Annotated in this window: 16 protein-coding genes; 10 read left to right on the top strand and 6 right to left on the bottom strand. The window is 59.0% G+C overall.

Annotated features, from left to right (window positions below; genetic code table 11):
* Positions 1–97: 97 nt before the first annotated feature.
* The 7 genes from ABLU73_RS21845 to gutQ all read left to right on the top strand — a co-directional run bounded on the left by ABLU73_RS21845 (position 98) and on the right by gutQ (position 5,118).
* The gene (locus ABLU73_RS21845) at positions 98–661 is read left to right on the top strand and encodes a PTS glucitol/sorbitol transporter subunit IIC (protein WP_004205677.1); all 564 of its coding nucleotides are present in this window, start codon (positions 98–100) and stop codon (positions 659–661) included.
* On the top strand, positions 658–1,638 hold the full coding sequence (locus tag ABLU73_RS21840) for a PTS glucitol/sorbitol transporter subunit IIB (protein WP_004205675.1): 981 nt from the start codon (positions 658–660) through the stop codon (positions 1,636–1,638). Before ABLU73_RS21845 ends, ABLU73_RS21840 begins: the two co-directional genes overlap by 4 nt.
* A gap of 13 nt (positions 1,639–1,651) precedes the next feature.
* A complete protein-coding gene (gene srlB / locus ABLU73_RS21835; RefSeq protein ID WP_004205674.1) occupies positions 1,652–2,014 on the top strand; it encodes a PTS glucitol/sorbitol transporter subunit IIA in 363 nt (120 codons plus the stop codon).
* Positions 2,015–2,026: 12 nt separating this feature from the next.
* Entirely contained in the window at positions 2,027–2,806 is a 780-nt protein-coding gene (gene srlD, locus ABLU73_RS21830) for a sorbitol-6-phosphate dehydrogenase (RefSeq protein WP_002914815.1), read from the top strand.
* Positions 2,807–2,960: 154 nt separating this feature from the next.
* Positions 2,961–3,320 (top strand): transcriptional regulator GutM, encoded by a 360-nt coding sequence (gutM, locus tag ABLU73_RS21825; protein ID WP_048295427.1) that lies wholly within the window; start codon positions 2,961–2,963, stop codon positions 3,318–3,320.
* A 66-nt stretch (positions 3,321–3,386) separates the two neighbouring features.
* The gene (locus ABLU73_RS21820) at positions 3,387–4,160 is read left to right on the top strand and encodes a DNA-binding transcriptional repressor (protein WP_004205671.1); all 774 of its coding nucleotides are present in this window, start codon (positions 3,387–3,389) and stop codon (positions 4,158–4,160) included.
* Positions 4,153–5,118: an arabinose-5-phosphate isomerase GutQ gene (gene gutQ, locus ABLU73_RS21815; protein WP_004205670.1), complete on the top strand. Its 966-nt coding sequence runs from the start codon at positions 4,153–4,155 to the stop codon at positions 5,116–5,118. The genes ABLU73_RS21820 and gutQ overlap by 8 nt, the downstream gene beginning before the upstream one ends.
* On the opposite strand, the gene norR is transcribed toward gutQ, so the two are convergent.
* Positions 5,081–6,631, bottom strand: coding sequence for a nitric oxide reductase transcriptional regulator NorR (gene norR, locus ABLU73_RS21810; protein WP_043521289.1), 1,551 nt, complete (start codon positions 6,629–6,631; stop codon positions 5,081–5,083). The genes gutQ and norR overlap by 38 nt on opposite strands.
* A gap of 187 nt (positions 6,632–6,818) precedes the next feature.
* Here norR and norV point away from each other — a divergent pair, with 187 nt between their 5' ends.
* Positions 6,819–8,267, top strand: coding sequence for an anaerobic nitric oxide reductase flavorubredoxin (norV, locus tag ABLU73_RS21805; protein WP_348850438.1), 1,449 nt, complete (start codon positions 6,819–6,821; stop codon positions 8,265–8,267).
* Positions 8,264–9,397, top strand: coding sequence for an NADH:flavorubredoxin reductase NorW (norW, locus tag ABLU73_RS21800; RefSeq protein ID WP_062913535.1), 1,134 nt, complete (start codon positions 8,264–8,266; stop codon positions 9,395–9,397). Before norV ends, norW begins: the two co-directional genes overlap by 4 nt.
* An 842-nt stretch (positions 9,398–10,239) precedes the next feature.
* Here norW and ABLU73_RS21795 read toward each other — a convergent pair.
* On the bottom strand, positions 10,240–11,187 hold the full coding sequence (locus tag ABLU73_RS21795) for a hydroxyacid dehydrogenase (protein ID WP_004205666.1): 948 nt from the start codon (positions 11,185–11,187) through the stop codon (positions 10,240–10,242).
* The gene (locus tag ABLU73_RS21790; protein WP_017899644.1) at positions 11,184–11,879 is read right to left on the bottom strand and encodes a diguanylate cyclase; all 696 of its coding nucleotides are present in this window, start codon (positions 11,877–11,879) and stop codon (positions 11,184–11,186) included. Before ABLU73_RS21790 ends, ABLU73_RS21795 begins: the two co-directional genes overlap by 4 nt.
* Before the next feature lie 166 nt (positions 11,880–12,045).
* Here ABLU73_RS21790 and ABLU73_RS21785 point away from each other — a divergent pair, with 166 nt between their 5' ends.
* Positions 12,046–12,762 (top strand): IclR family transcriptional regulator, encoded by a 717-nt coding sequence (locus tag ABLU73_RS21785; RefSeq protein WP_017899643.1) that lies wholly within the window; start codon positions 12,046–12,048, stop codon positions 12,760–12,762.
* A 39-nt stretch (positions 12,763–12,801) separates the two neighbouring features.
* Here the strand turns inward: ABLU73_RS21785 and ABLU73_RS21780 are convergent, their stop codons facing one another.
* The 3 genes from ABLU73_RS21780 to ABLU73_RS21770 are packed head-to-tail and all read right to left on the bottom strand — an operon-like array spanning position 12,802 to position 16,508.
* Positions 12,802–14,136, bottom strand: coding sequence for an MFS transporter (locus ABLU73_RS21780; protein WP_032456500.1), 1,335 nt, complete (start codon positions 14,134–14,136; stop codon positions 12,802–12,804).
* A gap of 58 nt (positions 14,137–14,194) precedes the next feature.
* Positions 14,195–15,463: an MFS transporter gene (locus ABLU73_RS21775; protein WP_043520692.1), complete on the bottom strand. Its 1,269-nt coding sequence runs from the start codon at positions 15,461–15,463 to the stop codon at positions 14,195–14,197.
* Positions 15,453–16,508: an amidohydrolase gene (locus tag ABLU73_RS21770; protein WP_264923705.1), complete on the bottom strand. Its 1,056-nt coding sequence runs from the start codon at positions 16,506–16,508 to the stop codon at positions 15,453–15,455. Before ABLU73_RS21770 ends, ABLU73_RS21775 begins: the two co-directional genes overlap by 11 nt.
* Positions 16,509–16,642 lie beyond the last annotated feature (134 nt).

Genomic DNA, 16,642 nt, shown 5'->3' with positions numbered 1-16,642 from the left:
TTTCATTTTGCGATCCATTTAACACTTTAAAACCTTTCAAAATGATTAAAATCAGTCTGCAGTTAGCAAGAAAAATAACATGCTGAAGGAGAGAACAATGATTGACGTCGTGACCCACGGCGCGGAGTGGTTTATCGGCCTGTTTCAGAAAGGCGGCGAGGTGTTTACCGGCATGGTGACCGGGATCCTCCCCTTGCTGATCAGTCTGCTGGTGATCATGAACGCGCTGATCAACTTTATTGGCCAGCAGCGGATCGAAAAACTGGCGCAGCGCTGCGCCGGGAACCCGATCTCCCGCTACCTGCTGTTGCCCTGCATCGGTACCTTTGTGTTTTGTAACCCGATGACCCTGAGCCTGGGCCGCTTTATGCCAGAGAAGTACAAGCCCAGCTATTACGCGGCGGCGTCCTATAGCTGCCACTCAATGAACGGTCTGTTTCCGCATATCAACCCCGGCGAACTGTTCGTCTATCTCGGCATCGCCAACGGCCTCACCACCCTCGGCCTGCCGCTCGGTCCGCTGGCGGTGAGCTATCTGCTGGTCGGGCTGGTGACCAACTTCTTCCGCGGCTGGGTTACCGACCTGACCACCTCGATTTTCGAGCGAAAAATGGCGATTCAGCTGGCTCAGAAAGTGCATCTGTCAGGAGCGACATCATGACCCGGATTCGTATTGAGAAAGGCACCGGCGGCTGGGGCGGCCCCCTTGAACTCGACGTCGTCGAGGGCAAAAAGATCGTCTATATCACCGCCGGCACCCGCCCGGCGATCGTTGACCGCATCGCCAGCCTGACCGGCTGGCAGGCGGTGGACGGTTTTAAAGAGGGCGAACCGGCGGAAAGCGACATCGGCGTGGCGATTATCGACTGCGGAGGCACCCTGCGCTGCGGGCTCTATCCCAAGCGCCGCATCCCGACGGTGAATATCCATGCCACCGGCAAATCGGGGCCGCTGGCCCAGTACATCACAGAAGATATCTACGTCTCCGGCGTCAAGGAGGAGAACATTCAGCGCATCGCGACCGGCGGCACGATAGCTCCCGAGCCACCGGCGGAGAACAACCGCGCGGGTCGCGACTACGACGCCAGCAAAAAGATCACTGAACAGAGCGATGGCCTACTGGCGAAGGTCGGGATGGGGATGGGCTCGGTGGTGGCGGTGCTGTTCCAGGCCGGACGCGACACCATCGATACGGTGCTGAAAACCATCCTGCCGTTTATGGCCTTCGTCTCGGCGCTGATCGGCATCATCATGGCCTCCGGCATCGGCGACTGGATCGCCCATGGCCTGGCGCCGCTCGCCAGCCATCCGCTGGGTCTGGTGACCCTGGCGCTGATCTGCTCCTTCCCGCTGCTGTCGCCGTTTCTCGGCCCCGGCGCGGTTATCGCCCAGGTGATTGGCGTACTGATCGGCGTGCAGATCGGCCTCGGCAATATTCCGCCGCACCTCGCCCTGCCGGCGCTGTTCGCCATTAACGCCCAGGCCGCCTGCGATTTTATCCCGGTTGGCCTGTCGCTGGCCGAAGCTCGCCAGGATACCGTGCGCGTCGGCGTGCCGTCGGTGCTGGTCAGCCGCTTTTTGACCGGCGCGCCAACGGTGCTGATCGCGTGGTTCGTTTCCGGATTTATTTACCAGTAAGAGGGGCCAGAACATGACCGTGATTTACCAGACCACTATTACGCACATCGGCGCCTGCGCGGCGATGGCGCTGGAAGAACAAATGCTGATCACCTTCCGCGAGGGCGCCCCGGCGGATATCGAAGCGTATTGCTTTATTCACAACCACGGCGAGCTTGCCGGTTCGCTGCAGCCGGGTGCAGAGCTGCAGCTTGGCGAGCTGCGCTACCCGGTGACCGCCGTCGGCGACGTTGCCGAGCAAAATCTGCGCGAGCTGGGCCATATCACCCTGCGCTTTGACGGCCATCGCGACGCGGAGTTTCCGGGGACCGTCCACGTGGCGGGCCCGGTGCCGGACGCCATTGCGCCCGGCTGCGTACTGAAATTTGTTGCTTAACAGGAGAGAAAGATGAATCAGGTTGCTGTTGTCATTGGCGGTGGGCAAACCTTAGGAGAGTTTCTGTGCCGCGGGCTGGCCGCCGAGGGCTACCGCGTGGCGGTGGTCGATATTCAGAGCGAAAAAGCCAGCCGCGTCGCCCAGGAGATTAACGCTGAATATGGCGAAGGCATGGCGTATGGCTTCGGCGCCGACGCCACCAGCGAGGCCAGCGTCACCGCGCTGGCCCATGGGGTGGATGAGATTTTCTCGCGCGTCGACTTGCTGGTGTACAGCGCCGGCATCGCCAAAGCGGCGTTTATTAGCGACTTTGCGCTGGGGGATTTCGACCGCTCGCTACAGGTCAATCTGGTGGGCTACTTCCTCTGCGCCCGCGAATTCTCCCGGCTGATGATCCGCGACGGCATTAAGGGACGCATCATTCAGATCAACTCGAAATCCGGCAAAGTCGGCAGCAAGCACAACTCCGGCTACAGCGCGGCGAAGTTCGGCGGCGTCGGACTGACCCAGTCGCTGGCGCTGGATCTGGCGGAATACGGCATTACCGTACACTCACTGATGCTCGGCAATCTGCTGAAGTCGCCGATGTTCCAGTCGCTGCTGCCGCAGTACGCCACCAAGCTCGGTATCGATGAGAGCGAGGTCGAGCAGTATTACATCGACAAGGTGCCCCTGAAGCGCGGTTGCGAATATCAGGATGTGCTGAACGTATTAATGTTTTACGCCAGCCCGCAGGCGTCGTACTGCACCGGTCAGTCGATCAACGTTACCGGCGGTCAGGTGATGTTTTAAAGGGATCCCGGATGGCGCCGCGCTTATCCGGGCTACAAAACTGTAGGTCGGGTAAGGCGTTAGCCGCTACCCGACGAAAAGGCACCGCGGATCGCTCGGGTTAGGCGCTCGCGCCACGACCCGGGTTGTTCCCGCCCCCCTTAAGGAGATACCTATGGTTAGCGTATTAATCACCGTCGCCGCCATCGCCTGGCTTACCCAAATGGCCTTTGGCGGCTGGCAGATCCGCCGTTTCAATCGCGCTTTCGACAGCCTGTGCCAGCAGGGTCGGGTGGGGGTCGGCCGCTCCGCCGGACGCTTTCAACCGCGCGCCATCGTCGCTATCGCCGTTGATGATGACAACCGCATTTGCGACACGCTGCTGATGAAAGGCTTCACCATTTTCGCCCGTCCGCAAAAAATCCCCGCGCTGGACGGCAAACATATCGCGGAATTGCAGCCTGATGTGATCTTTCCCCATGATCCGCGCTGTCAGAATGCACTATCATTAGCGCTTAATCCGAAACATGGATAATTTCGTTGTAAAAGTAAATATCTTGCGAAATTATCACTTCGAAACTTAAACGCAGGATAGACGCCTATGAAACCACGTCAGCGCCAGGCAGCCATTCTCGAGTTCCTGCAGTCGCAGGGAAAATGCTCGGTCGAAGAGCTGGCGCAACATTTCGATACGACCGGCACCACCATCCGTAAGGATCTGGTCACGCTGGAAAACGCCGGCACCGTCATTCGCACCTACGGTGGCGTGGTACTCAACAAGGATGAAGCCGATCCGCCGATCGATCATAAGACGTTGATCAACACCCATAAGAAAGCGCGTATCGCCGAAGCGGCGGTGCGTTTTATTCATGATGGCGACTCCCTCATCCTCGATGCCGGCAGCACGGTGCTGCAGATGGTCCCGCTGCTCAGCCGCTTCAATAACATCACGGTGATGACCAACAGCCTGCATATCGTCAATGCCCTTGCCGAACTGGATAATGAACAGACTATCCTGATGCCCGGCGGCACCTTCCGCAAAAAATCGGCCTCCTTTCACGGCCAGCTGGCGGAAAACGCTTTCGAACAGTTCAGTTTCGACAAGCTGTTTATGGGCACCGACGGCATCGATCTGAACGCCGGCGTCACCACCTTCAATGAGGTGTATACCGTCAGCAAGGCGATGTGCAACGCCGCCCGCGAAGTGATCCTGATGGCCGACTCGTCAAAGTTTGGCCGTAAAAGCCCCAATATTGTCTGCGGCCTGGAGCGCGTGGATAAACTGATTACCGATGCCGATATTGACCCTGCATTCCAGCGGGCGCTGGAAGCCAAAGGCATAGAAGTCATCATTACTGGAGAACATCATGAGTAACTTTTTGTTAGAGGCCGGACGCCAGACCCTGATGCTGGAGCTACAGGAGGCGAGCCGCCTGCCGGAACGCCTGGGCGATGACTTCATCCGCGCGGCGGAGACCATCATCCACTGCGAGGGCAAACTGATTGTCTCCGGTATCGGGAAATCCGGTCATATCGGCAAAAAGCTGGCGGCGACCTTCGCCAGCACCGGCACTCCGGCCTTTTTCGTCCACCCGGCGGAAGCCCTGCACGGCGATCTCGGCATGCTCGACGGTCGCGATGTGATGCTGTTTATCTCCTACTCCGGCAGCGCGAAAGAGCTGGATCTGATCGTGCCGCGGCTGGAGGAAAAAGGGATACCCCTGCTGGCGATGACCGGCAAATCCACCTCGCCGCTGGCGCTGGCGGCGAAAGCAGTGCTGGATATCGCCGTGGAGCGCGAAGCCTGTCCGATGCATCTGGCGCCGACCTCCAGCACCGTCAACACCCTGATGCTCGGCGACGCGCTGGCGATGGCGGTGATGCAAGCCCGCGGCTTCAGTGAAGAGGATTTCGCTCGCTCCCATCCGGCGGGGGCGCTCGGCGCGCGTCTGCTGAACAAAGTGCATCATCTGATGCGCCGCGACGACGAAGTGCCGCGCGTCGGTACAGACGCCAACGTCATGGACGCGATGCTCGAGCTGAGCCGCACCGGGCTCGGCCTGGTGGCGGTCTGCGATGAGGCCAACCGCGTGCAGGGCGTCTTCACCGACGGCGACCTGCGCCGCTGGCTGGTGGGCGGCGGCACCTTAAACGACGGCGTCACGCAGGCGATGACCCGCAACGGCGTGACGCTGCAGGCGGAGAGCCGCGCGGTGGAAGCCAAAGAGCGGCTGATGAAACATAAAATCAGCGCCGCGCCGGTAGTGGATGAAAACGGCCTGCTGGTCGGCGCCATCAACCTGCAGAACTTTTACCAGGCCGGGATCCTTTAAGCCCCAGACGTTTCGCCAGCCGGTGCAGGTTGGCGACGTCCAGTTCCAGCGCGCGGGCGGTCGCCGCCCAGTTGCCCTGATGCGCCGCCAGCGTGCGGGAAATCGCCTCGCGCTGGAAGTTATCCGTGGCTTCGCGCAGATTGACGTTGCCCATCGCCGGCGCCGCTGCCATCTCCTCGGTCGGCAACGTCGGCGCAGCCGCTGTAAACTGGAAATGCTGCGGCTCCAGTACTACGTCATCGCCAGCCTGGGTAGCCCGCGCCAGCACCACCGCCCGGTGAATGGCATGCTCCAGTTCGCGCACGTTGCCCGGCCACGACCACTGCTGCAGCCTGTTACGCGTTGCCTCACTTAAAATTACCCGCGCCAGCCCCATCCGCAGGCGGCACTGCTCGCAAAAATAGCCTGCCAGCAGCACCACGTCATTTTCCCGCTCGCGCAGCGCCGGAACCGACAGCGGGAAAACGCTCAGCCGGTGATAGAGGTCGGCGCGAAAGCGCCCTTCCACCACCTCCTGGCGCAGATCGCGGTTGGTCGCCGCCAGCACCCGCACATCGACCCGCAGGCTGCGGTCATCGCCGACACGCTGAATATCGCCATACTGCAGGACGCGCAGCAGCTTCGCCTGCAGCGCCAGCGACAGTTCGCCGATTTCGTCGAGGAACAGCGTGCCGTTATCGGCCATCTCAAATTTGCCGCTGCGGTTGCTGATAGCCCCGGTAAATGCCCCTTTCACGTGACCGAACAGCTCGCTCTCCGCCACGCTCTCCGGCAGCGCCGCGCAGTTGAGGTACACCAGCGGGTTAGCCGCCCGCGGCGAACCCTGATGCACCGCCTTCGCCACCAGCTCTTTGCCGGTCCCCGTTTCGCCGCTGATCAGCACGTTTAAATCCGAGGCAGCGACAATCTCGATCTCTTTTTTCAGCTGCAGCATCGGCGCCGACAGGCCGATGAGCTCCTGGCGCTCCGGCTGCGGGTAATTCACCACCTGCGGCGGCAGGACGTTTTGCGCTTCAAGGCGGGCGATAAGCAGCGCGTTATTCAGCGCCCCGGCCACCAGGGCGGCGATCAGCCGCAGCTCTTCATCGCTGAAGCTGTCGAAGCGGTCGGCATCCATACCGTCAAGGGTCAGTGCGCCGATCAGCGTTTGCCCGGCAAACAGCGGCAGCCCCACGCAGGCGTGAACCTTGAGGCTCTCCTGGCCGGGGATCAGGCCGTCATAGGGGTCCGGCAGGTCGCTGTCCGCCGGGAAGCGCACCACATCGCCGGCGCGGGCGATCGCCTCCAGCCGCGGATGCCCATCCAGCGCAAAGCGCCGGCCAAGCACATCCTGCGCCAGGCCATCGATCGCCAGCGGCACAAACTGATGGGCCTCATAGCGCAGCAGCGCCGAGGCGTCGCAGCCCAGGATCTGCCGCAGGGTGGCGATCAGGCGCGAAAAGCGGTCGACGTGACCGATATCGCTTTGTAAATCAATGGCGATTCTCGCCAGCGCCTCAACGGAAAAACTCATCATCGCTCCATTGTCATTTTGACAACCTTAATAGTCATATCGACTATTTTAATCATTGTCATTTTGACAGCAACCAAAATCATGAAAAATTAAAAATGGATAATTATCAATGAATTAAAAAACTGGCACGCAACTTGTAATACGCCAGGCAACTGAGTTTAAACACACTGTATTGATTGAGGTTGCTATGTCTATTGTGGTGAAAAATAACATTCTTTGGGTTGGCCAACGTGACTGGGAAGTGCGTGATTTCCACGGCACCGAATATAAAACGCTGCGCGGCAGCAGCTATAACAGCTATCTCATCCGCGAAGAGAAAAACGTGCTGATCGATACCGTCGATCATAAATTCAGCCGCGAGTTCGTGCAGAACCTGCGCCGCGAAATCGACCTCGCCGACCTCGACTACATCGTTATTAACCACGCCGAAGAGGACCACGCCGGCGCGTTGACTGAGCTGATGATGCAGATCCCGGATACACCGATCTACTGCACCGCCAACGCCATCGACTCCATCAACGGTCATCACCACCATCCGGAGTGGAACTTCCACGTGGTGAAAACTGGCGACACTCTCGATATCGGCAACGGTAAGCAGCTGATCTTCGTCGAAACGCCAATGCTGCACTGGCCGGACAGCATGATGACCTACCTGACCGGCGACGCGGTGCTGTTCAGCAATGACGCCTTCGGGCAGCACTACTGCGACGAACATCTGTTCAACGATGAAGTGGACCAGAGTGAACTGTACGAACAGTGCCAGCGCTACTACGCCAACATCCTGACGCCCTTCAGCCGCCTGGTGACGCCGAAAATTAACGAAATCCTCGGCTTCAATCTGCCGGTAGCGATGATTGCCACCTCCCACGGCGTGGTCTGGCGCGATAACCCGACGCAAATCGTCGAGAAATACCTCGAATGGGCGGCGGATTATCTGGAAGATCGCATCACGATTTTCTACGACACCATGTCCAACAACACCCGCATGATGGCGGACGCCATTGCCCAGGGGATCACTGAGGTCGACCCACAGGTGGCGGTGAAAATCTTTAACGTCGCCCGCAGCGACAAAAACGACATCCTCACCAATGTTTTCCGCTCGAAGGGCGTGCTGGTGGGCACCTCTACCATGAACAACGTGATGATGCCGAAAATCGCCGGGCTGGTGGAAGAGATGACCGGACTGCGTTTTCGCAACAAACGCGCCAGCGCCTTTGGCTCCCACGGCTGGAGCGGCGGCGCGGTAGACCGCCTGTCCACCCGCCTGCAGGATGCCGGCTTTGAGATGTCCCTGAGCCTGAAAGCCAAATGGCGCCCGGATATCGACGCGCTCGAACTGTGCCGCCAACACGGTCGCGACATCGCCCGCCAGTGGGCCCTCTCCCCGCTGCCGGTCGCTGAAGCGTCAGTCACGCCGGAACAACAGGACTGCGCCTGTGCCGCCGCCACGGCCGCCGATCTCGGTCCCATGATGCAGTGCAGCGTCTGCCAGTGGGTGTATGACCCGGCGAAAGGCGAACCTAACCAGGATGTCCAGCCGGGTACGCCCTGGAGTGAAGTGCCGGACAATTTCCTTTGCCCTGAGTGTTCTCTTGGCAAAGATGTCTTTGACGTCCTGGCGACGGAGGCAAAATGAGTGATGGTATCGTCATCATCGGCTCGGGCTTCGCGGCCCGCCAGCTGGTGAAAAATATTCGTAAGCAGGATGCCGAAATCCCGCTGACCCTCATCGCCGCAGATAGCATGGATGAGTACAACAAGCCCGATCTCAGCCACGTCATCAGCCGCGGACAGCACGCCGACGATCTCACCCTGCAAAGCGCCGGCGAGTTCGCCGAGCAGTACAATCTGCGCCTGTTTCCCCATACCTGGGTGAACGATGTCGACGCTGAAAACCATCGGGTGAAAAGCCTGGATAAGCAGTGGCGCTACGACAAACTGGTGCTGGCCACCGGCGCCACGCCGTTTATCCCCCCGGTGCCGGGCCGCGAGCTGATGCTGACGCTGAACAGCCAGCGCGAATATGGCGCCGCGCAGAGCCAGCTCCGCGACGCCAGGCGGGTGCTGATCGTCGGCGGCGGCCTGATTGGCTGCGAGCTGGCGATGGATTTCTGTCGCGCCGGTAAAGCGGTGACGGTGGTTGATAACGCCGCCAGCGTACTGGCGGCGCTGATGCCGCCGGAGGTCAGCAGCCGTCTGCAGCATCGCCTCACCGGGATGGGCGTCCATCTGATGTTAAAAACGCAGCTGGAAGGGCTTGAGCATACCGCCGACGGCATCCGCGTTAGCCTCGATCGCCAGCGCGTGATAACCGTCGATGCAGTGGTGGCCGCCGCCGGCCTGCGCCCGGAAACCTCGCTGGCGCGCCACGCCGGATTGCAGATTAACCGCGGCGTGGTGGTCAATAGCCAGCTGCAAACCAGCGACCCGGCGATTTACGCCCTCGGCGACTGTGCGGAAATCAACGGTACGGTAATGCCGTTCCTGCAGCCGATTTTACTCAGCGCCATGTGCCTGAGTAAAAACCTGCTGGCGCAGACGGGAGAACTGAAACTGCCGCCGATGCTGGTGAAGGTGAAGACCCCGGATCTGCCGCTGCATCTGGCCGGCGATACCCGTCGCGAGGATCTGACGTGGAACATCGTGGCCGCCAAAGAGGGGCTGGTGGCGAAAGGGCTGGATGGTGAGAAGCAGCTGCGCGCCTTTGTGGTCAGCGAAGACAAGATGAAAGACGCCTTTGCCCTGCTCAAACAGCTGGTGAGTTGATGACCTTCCAGGCAGCCCTGTTGCGCCGTTAGTTTGCCGGGTGGCGCTACGCTTACCCGGCCTACAGGATCCACTCACAGGCTCACACCCCGTAGGCCCGTGCAAGCGCAGCGCCGCCGGGCAAGATATCAGGCACGGTATCCTTGATTTCGCCGGGTGGCGGCTGCACCTTACCCGGCCTACAGCCCCAAATCACCGCTGGCGCTGGGGTCGCTGAAACTGCCGGTGCTGACGGCCTCAAAATCGCTGAGACGTTCCCGGAAGGCCGGGGCAGCCCGCATGGATGCGGGCTGAGGGCCGTGTTTTGCACGGACGCTGCCTCGGCCCGACCCGAAGCCTGCAGGGATAAGTCGAAGGGACCGCGCAGCGGCGATTTTGCTGGCCGGAGCCCGGGGGTACAGGGGGCGGCGGCGACTGGCCGCCCCCTGTGCGCTCCCTGCGCCATGAAAGACATAACGCAGAAGATTAACCGGGAGCGCAATGTACGCTGAAGTTACAGGCGACAGACGCTGTTGCCGGAGTGACAAAGTGGCATTCCGATAACCGTATCTGCAATACACGCAGCGCCGCCGGGCAAGCATTGATTACCTCCCACGCAGCCCTGTTGCGCGGTTATTTTGCCGGGTGGCGCTACGCTTACCCGGCCTACGGATGTAACCCGTAAGCTCAAACATTGTAGGCCCGCGCAAGCGCAGCGCCGCCGGGCAAGCGTTGATTACCTCCCACGCAGCCTGTTGCGCGTTAATTTCGCCGGCTGGCGCTACGCTTACCCGGCCTGCGGACGCCGCCCGTAAGTGCATAAGGGCAGAATAATTAACCGGGAGCGCAGGTTCGGTTAACACTTAATACGTTGTTTCTGTCTGAGCCAACTCCTGCAGCACCTGCAGAATGTTGGCCGCGGCGGCGGTCCCCATTTTCACGTAAGAGGCATCGCTAACGCCGCCCACATGCGGAGAGAGAATGACATTATCGATCGCCTGCCAGATATGCGGCGTGGTTAATGGTTCACTATTAAAACTGTCAAGCGCCGCCCAGCGCAAGGTCCCCGCTTTTAATGCCGCGGCCAGCGCCGCATCGTCAATCAACCCGCCGCGCGCGGTATTCACCAGGATGGCGCCCGGCTTACACTGCGCCAGCGTGGCGGCATTGATCATTCCCCTGTTTTGTTGCGTCAAAGGGCAATGAAGCGACAGCACATCGGCCTGCATGAGCAGCTCGCTAAGTTCAGCAACACGTTCACATTCCGGCGGAACCGCTTTCGCATAGGGATCGTAAGCCAGAACCTTCATGCCAAAGGCACAGGCAATCTTCGCCACCCGGCTGCCAATGGCGCCGAGGCCGATGAGTCCCAGCGTTCTGCCCTCAAGCTCAAGCGATTTATGCGTTGATTTATCCCAGTGCCCTTCGCGCAGGCGGCGATCAAGCGGAATGACCGACTTAGCACAGGCCAGAATTAACGCCCAGGTGTGTTCGGAAACCGCGGCGGCATTCGCCCCGGTCGCCGCGCGAACCAGAATGCCGCGTGCGGCAGCCGCCTCAACGTCAATGACATCGATGCCGCTGCCATGTTTGGCAATCACCTTCAATGCAGGGGCGGCATCCATAACGGCGGCAGTGATGTGGCCATAGCGCACCAGGATGGCGACGGGATTGTGCTGCTGGCACAGCGCGATCAGCTGGGCCTCTGTAGGCTGGCGGCCGGCAAAGACAAGTTCGTAATCTTCCAGCATCCCCAGCGCCGCGTCAGCCAAATCGCTGCCGGTAATCAGTATGACATTTTTAGCGCTCATGGCAGTGTCTCCCCTTCGCTCAGCATCCCCGCCTGACGCAGAGCGCTCTCCAGCCAGTGCGGACGAAGGTCGCCGTCGCGGATAGCAACCAGACGTTTTGATTCCATTTCCAGTTTACCTTTCGCCAGCTCGATGATAGTGCGGACTTCATCGCGCGGGATAACAACCACGCCGTCAATATCCCCTACCACTAAGTCACCTGCCTGCACCGCGGCGCCACCGACCGAAATGGCATGATTGACCCGGCCAGGAATGAACTTGGTGGGGCCGCACGGATTCAGGCCGGCTGCGAAAACCGGAAAGCGTTGTTTACTTAAGGTTTCCGCATCACGAACAGCGCCATCGATGACGATCCCGGCGATACCGCTGGCCTGCGCCTGCGTTGCCATGATCTCTCCCAGCAGCGCGCAGGAGAGATCGCCCTTCCCGTCGATGACCAGCACGTCGCCAGGTTTGGCGACGGCCATTGCGGCGTGAATAGCCAGATTATCCCCTGGGCGTACCTCTACGGTAATCGCCGGCCCGGCAACCGTCATATGCGGCGCCAGCGGCTTGATGCGGCCATGTAATGTGCCACGGCGTCCGGCTACGTCAGCCAGGATGGCGGCCTGAAATTCGGCAGCCTGACGGACCTCTTCCGCGTCAACACGCGCAATATCAAGATTGATGAGTTTCTGTTGTGAAGCAGACATGGTGACTCTCCATTTGTTTTACTAGGTACAACTTATGTGTACTATATAAAACAACTATACGAGCATTGCGTCGCTTTTCGCCAGTGTTGCGAAGTTGTTTGTGATGTAAACACGAAGTTACTCACAAAATTCAGGTACAATTTTGGTCGGCAAAAAGGAGAACATGATGGGGAATGAAGGCGTAATTGCCGTTGAAAAGGCGCTGGCTTTACTTGACTGCTTCCGTCCCGGTAATGACAGTCTGACGTTAACCGAGCTGGCCCAGCTTTCGGGATATCACAAAACAACCGTTTATCGCCTGATGAATTCGCTTGAGCGAATGAACTACATCATCCGGCACGACGATGGCACCTATACGCTCGGCCACCGTTTGCTCTATCTCGGCAAGCTCTATGAGCAATCATTTGAACTTGCCAGAGTCGTACAGCCGGAATTGCAGGCGCTGTCGCAGGCCTCCAGCGAAAGCGCAAGCTGGTATGTGATTGAGGGTGGGCAACGCCTGTGCCTGTTCCGCGCCGAAGCCTCCCAGGGATTACGCCACAGCAACCTGCCCGGCAGCCAGTTCCCGCTGGATGGTTCCGCTATCAGCAAGGTTTTACGCCACTGGGGATTGGGTGAATCGTTGCCGGAAGACGAACCGACGCTGCCGTTCTATACCTCCGGCGCGCGCGACCCGCACACTGCGGCCTTCGCAATGCCTGTTTTTGGCGTCCACGATAAACTGATCGCGGCGCTGGCCCTGACCGGGCCGGCATCGCGTCTGACGGAAGATCGTAAAACGAGCGGCATCAGCCAGCTCATGCAGGAGACGGCCAACCGCCTGTCGCTCAAGCTAGGGGCCAGCAAGCCTTTCTGCGAAACGTTTTACGGTGTGAAAGAGTAAGCTTTGCTGAGAAGGCGGGAAAAATCCCGCCTTTGCTTATTAATGGGTCACCTGTTTTTCCTGCCTGGCAGACTGCGAGTAACGGCGCCCCATCGCCAGCACCGCAATGCCGCCTGCCAGACACAAGGCGGCCAGCGGCAGCATCGCCAGCGTATAGCTTCCTGTCCGTTCGCTAATAATGCCATAGGCATTCACCATCACCGCGCCGCCAATCAGGTTGGCGATCGCGCCGATGGCCGCCAGCCCGGCGGCAGCTGACGTGCTGCTCATCCAGCCCGATGCCAGCGCCCAGAAGGGGCCCTTCGCCGCATATGCGCCAATCAGTATGGTACTGAGGATCATAATGGTGGCCGGCAGCGATAGATTGATAAATGCCGCGAACACGCCAGCCGCAATCATAAAGAGGGCAAGGGCCGTGTGCCAGCGGCGTTCATTATTCCGGTCCGAACTGCGTCCCCATACAATCATCAGCACCGAGGCCAGGCCATAGGGGATGGCATTCAGCAGCCCGGTGGTCAGGTTATCAAGATGGAACGACTTCAGCAGCTGTGGAGACCAGACGCTTAGCGTGGTGCCGGCAGAAGAAGCGCCAGCGTAAATCAGCGCCATAAGCCAGATCTGGCGATGCTTCAACAGTTGCCATGTCGTGGTGTGGCCGATCTGTGTCTGCTGTTGCCGCTCCGCCTGAAGGGTGTTTTCCAGCCACGTTTTTTGCCGCTCGGTTAACCAGCCGGCCTGGTGAGGGCGGTCGCGCAGAATAAAAAACGCGGCTATTCCCAGCAGTACCGCCGGCAGCCCTTCAATAATGAATAACAGATGCCAGCCACGCAGCCCTAACCAGCCATCCAGGGTCAGGATCAACCCTGAAAGCGGTGAACCGATAAAGTTAGCCAGCGGAATGGCCACCATAAAAGAGGCTATGATACGCGCACGGTAGCGCGACGGGATCCACCAGGTAAGATAGAGCACCACGCCCGGAAAGAAGCCCGCTTCGGCGGCGCCCAGCAAAAAACGGACGATATACAGTGAGGTGGTATTTTGCACCAGCGCCATACACATCGATACCACGCCCCAGCTGATCATAATGCGCGGCAGCCACAAGCGTGCGCCCACCTTCTGCATCGCCAGATTGCTGGGTACTTCAAAAATAAAGTAGGCCACAAAATACAAACTGCTGGCGAAACCAAAAGCCGCCTTACTTAGCCCCAGATCTTCATTCATCTGCAGCGCCGCCATGCCTATATTGCCCCGGTCAATAATCGACACCAGGTAGCTCACCACCAGGAAAGGCAGGATGCGCCAGATAACCCGTCGCATGGTCTCTTTTTCCAGCGCGTCGTTATCGGTCGCGCGGTTCGGTAATTGATCGGTCATGGTTTCCTCGCAGGGTTTCATTATGTTTATCAGGAAAACGATGTAGAGATGAAATACGTTACTTCAGCTTGATGCCTCTGGTTTCCGGCGCTCGCCACACCACCAGCATCGCCGCAAGGAAAGCAACCACGGTCGTCGCCAGTCCCGCGGTGAAACCGCCGGCATTGGCGACAGCGCCAATCAGTAGCGGCGCAATAAATCCGCCCAGACGGCCTCCGTTATAGGCGAGCCCCATCAGGAAGCCCCGGGAAGAGGTGTCCCCGATGATTTCCGCCAGGAAGGGTCCGGAGCCCGCAAAAATACCGTTAACCCCGAAACCGGCCATGAAAATCGCCACCATCAGAATGATGGGTTGAGTGGTCACAAGGTAAAGCGCGACGGCAATCGCGCCCGTTAACAGATAAATCAGGAACATTGGACGGCGTCCCCACTTATCCGCCAGCACCGAAAACACCAGAAACCCCGCGATGGCCCCAGCCTGCAGCGCAAGTACAAATTTCAGACTGTGCAGAAAATCCAGGTGTTTGACTTCTCGCAGATAGGTGGGTGTCCAGGTAAATACGCCCCAGAACAGATACTGAATAAAAAAGATAAAGACAAAGGCCAGCAGCAGACCTCGCAGATTGTGTTTCCCCAGCTTCGCGGCAGGTTGACTACTCGTCGCCTTCGCCTGTTGACGAGCAAGCCAAACCTGCGATTCCGGTGTGAACCAGGCCACCACGCTCATAATGAACACCGGCAGCGCGCCGATCATAAACAGATAGCGCCATGCCCCCTGCTCCAGGCCGCCATTAACCGAGCTGACGATTGCCGTCAGGCTGATGGCCAGAATCGCGCCAACGGGCAACCCCATTTGCATCAGCGCGCCGCCGCGCGCGCGCCGCTCTGGCCGCCAGGTTTCCGCAATCAGCGCCGCGCCCGATGTCCACATTCCGCCCATACCCAGCGCGCCGCAAAAACGTAACAGCGCGAAATGTTGTTGATCGTGCGTAAAGGCTAACAGGCCGGAAAAGAGTGAATAGATGGCGATACAGGTCAGCGCCGTTTTTACACGGCCAATTTTGTCGGCGATAAAACCAAACAGGATCCCGCCAATAATCTGCCCCCCGGCCGTGACGCTGATAAACAGCCCAAGCTCGGTTTTATTAATACCGAACACCACGCCCAGTACTGGCAACAGCAATGAAAGCAGAAAGGAGTCATAGCTTTCAAATGTCCAGCCAAGGCCGCCCAGCGCCAGCGTCCGCCTCTCAGCAACGCGCTGTGGCAATGTGTCAGGCGTCGCTTTAGTCGCAGTAAATTGATTCAGCTCGCTTTTACTGGTCATTGATCTTCTCCACAGAGGTTAACCGATAACAGGTTGCGGCAGTGCGCCAGAACAACTGCGCCTGTTCGCCAGGGGACATCTGTTGCGCCAGGCGTTTGCAGGCGTTCCAGAAAACGCCGTAGCTGAACATGCCTTTATCGACCGGAAAGTTGCTGGCGAACATGCAGCGTTCCGCACCGAAAAGCGAAACGATGGTCTCAAACCACGGTTGCCAGGCCTGTGCCAGCATTTGCGAATCCGGCGGTGTTTCTGCCGCTGCGAAGGGAAATCCCCTGACCGTCATACCAAATCCGCTAATTTTTACGCATACGTTCGGCAGTTCCGCCAGATGTCGCATACTGTTTCGCCACTGCTGAAACATGTCTGGATCCCGTTCTGAATAGGGTCCAACGCCGACTGGCCCGCCACAGTGATCGAGCACAATCTGAAGCGTTGGTATGTGCCGCGCCAGCTCGGCAATTTCATCCAGTTGCGTGTGGTAAACCCACACATCAAGCGACAATCCATTTTTCGCAAGGCAGAGAGCGCCCCGATGGAACGGATCGCTCAGCGCCAGTCCTGGCGGTGGCGTAACCGGGCTGGACGTGACCCGCGGATCGGGATGCCAGGCCAACGGATTGCGCATCCCACGCAGCCGCCCGCCGGATAACGCTATCGCGCTCTCGATGGCAGGCTGCATCGCATCGCCCGCCAGCAAGCTAAGGCCGCCGATGACGGCTTCGCATCCGAGCACGTTTGCATAATGTCCGCTGGCGAACATCGCGGCGATACCGCTGGCAAACTCGATTTCACCAAGCGGTTTAAGCGTCTCCGGCCCGTCGCGACGCAACATGGAGCGGCATTGCACATAGACCGATGAGACAACGCGATGCCCTGAGGTCTGGATATCGTCGCTGAACTCATGGGTGAGATAGCGGCCGGTTTGCCGATCCCAAAGATGATGATGCGCATCAATGATGGGCAGCTCGGGTTGTAATGGCGCTTCACGATGTAACGCAAGCCACTCGTTTCTGACCGCAAGGTGCGGCGCGGTAACGATCTCCATGAACACCTCGTTTTGTTTTACCCTGTACAACAGTGTTTTATTTTACAAAACTACTATAACGAGGCTGCCGTGTTTTTATCCAGTTAACGAATGGTTTAAATGATGTAAATAAGAGGTGAATCACAGATGCTGCG

Origin of the sequence: Klebsiella sp. GG_Kp175, assembly GCF_040062325.1 — a bacterium.
In the GTDB taxonomy this organism is placed as follows: Bacteria; Pseudomonadota; Gammaproteobacteria; order Enterobacterales; family Enterobacteriaceae; genus Klebsiella; species Klebsiella quasipneumoniae.
This window is presented reverse-complemented; position numbering and strand designations above follow the sequence as displayed.

Coding starts and splice junctions, on each gene's coding strand:
- ABLU73_RS21845 (WP_004205677.1), top strand. CDS start 98: ATGATTGACGTCGTGACCCACGGCGCGGAGTGGTTTATCGGCCTGTTT.
- ABLU73_RS21840 (WP_004205675.1), top strand. CDS start 658: ATGACCCGGATTCGTATTGAGAAAGGCACCGGCGGCTGGGGCGGCCCC.
- srlB (WP_004205674.1), top strand. CDS start 1,652: ATGACCGTGATTTACCAGACCACTATTACGCACATCGGCGCCTGCGCG.
- srlD (WP_002914815.1), top strand. CDS start 2,027: ATGAATCAGGTTGCTGTTGTCATTGGCGGTGGGCAAACCTTAGGAGAG.
- gutM (WP_048295427.1), top strand. CDS start 2,961: ATGGTTAGCGTATTAATCACCGTCGCCGCCATCGCCTGGCTTACCCAA.
- ABLU73_RS21820 (WP_004205671.1), top strand. CDS start 3,387: ATGAAACCACGTCAGCGCCAGGCAGCCATTCTCGAGTTCCTGCAGTCG.
- gutQ (WP_004205670.1), top strand. CDS start 4,153: ATGAGTAACTTTTTGTTAGAGGCCGGACGCCAGACCCTGATGCTGGAG.
- norR (WP_043521289.1), bottom strand. CDS start 6,631: ATGAGTTTTTCCGTTGAGGCGCTGGCGAGAATCGCCATTGATTTACAA.
- norV (WP_348850438.1), top strand. CDS start 6,819: ATGTCTATTGTGGTGAAAAATAACATTCTTTGGGTTGGCCAACGTGAC.
- norW (WP_062913535.1), top strand. CDS start 8,264: ATGAGTGATGGTATCGTCATCATCGGCTCGGGCTTCGCGGCCCGCCAG.
- ABLU73_RS21795 (WP_004205666.1), bottom strand. CDS start 11,187: ATGAGCGCTAAAAATGTCATACTGATTACCGGCAGCGATTTGGCTGAC.
- ABLU73_RS21790 (WP_017899644.1), bottom strand. CDS start 11,879: ATGTCTGCTTCACAACAGAAACTCATCAATCTTGATATTGCGCGTGTT.
- ABLU73_RS21785 (WP_017899643.1), top strand. CDS start 12,046: ATGGGGAATGAAGGCGTAATTGCCGTTGAAAAGGCGCTGGCTTTACTT.
- ABLU73_RS21780 (WP_032456500.1), bottom strand. CDS start 14,136: ATGACCGATCAATTACCGAACCGCGCGACCGATAACGACGCGCTGGAA.
- ABLU73_RS21775 (WP_043520692.1), bottom strand. CDS start 15,463: ATGACCAGTAAAAGCGAGCTGAATCAATTTACTGCGACTAAAGCGACG.
- ABLU73_RS21770 (WP_264923705.1), bottom strand. CDS start 16,508: ATGGAGATCGTTACCGCGCCGCACCTTGCGGTCAGAAACGAGTGGCTT.